The following is an 880-nucleotide window of genomic DNA, read 5'->3' on the forward strand; positions in this document are numbered from 1 at the left end:
TGTTCTTGAAGCCGGCGTCGACCCAGGTCTTGGCCAGTGCGGGATGCGCGGCTTTGGCCTGATCGAGGAGGTCGATGCCGATGGTGTTGTCGCTGGCGCTGGCGGCGGTGACGATGACGGCGAGGAGCAGGCCGAGGGTGTCGGTGACGATGCCACGTTTGCGTCCGACGATCTTCTTGCCGGCGTCGATGCCCTGGCTGGCCAGCGGCGCGTTGGTGGAGGTCTTCACGCTCTGGGTGTCGATCACGCCGGCCGAGGGCTGCGCAGCCCGTCCAGCCTTGGCGCGGGCCAGGCCGGTGAGCTGGTAGTTGAGCTGGGTGAAGATGCCGTCGGTGGTCCAGGCGGTGAAGTAGCCGTAGACGGTCTGCCAGGGCGGGAAGTCATGCGGCAGATAGCGCCACGCGATGCCGGTGCGGTTGACGTAGAGGATTGCGTTGAAGATCTCCCGCAGGTCGTAGGTGGGTTTGCGTCCCCCGACGCCAGCATCGGTGCGAGCCTGGCGTCAGGCGTCCAGTCGTGGTGCGATCAGCGCCCAGCGGGCGTCGGACAGGTCGGAGGGGTAGGCAGGTCGTTCGGCCATACAGGCTGTCTACTGTGGATTACATGGTGGATCGCACTTGGGGTCCGCCGATTCCGAACTTTGTGAACCAGACACGATCTGCGGATCAAAGCAGGGCAACTCGCATCGGCATCAATCAGGTGAACCTGGTCCCAGTAGTGATCATTCGACCCTGCTGACGCCTCGCCGACCACGCCCACGAAAGCAGCGATCCGTAGCAGGAATAATCAAAACGCCCAGTTAGTACGGCAGCCGCCAATTGCTAGCTGACCAGGGCGTAGTCCCGGTTCAGCCGTGTGCGTTGGTGGAACCAGCGTGCGC

General features: G+C 64.0%; 1 pseudogene. It reads right to left on the reverse strand.

Annotated elements, in window-relative coordinates:
* Positions 1-580, reverse strand: a pseudogene (locus tag ACVCAH_RS37970) (IS5 family transposase); the annotation flags it as partial.
* Positions 581-880 lie beyond the last annotated feature (300 nt).

The organism is Micromonospora sp. LZ34 (assembly GCF_052981855.1).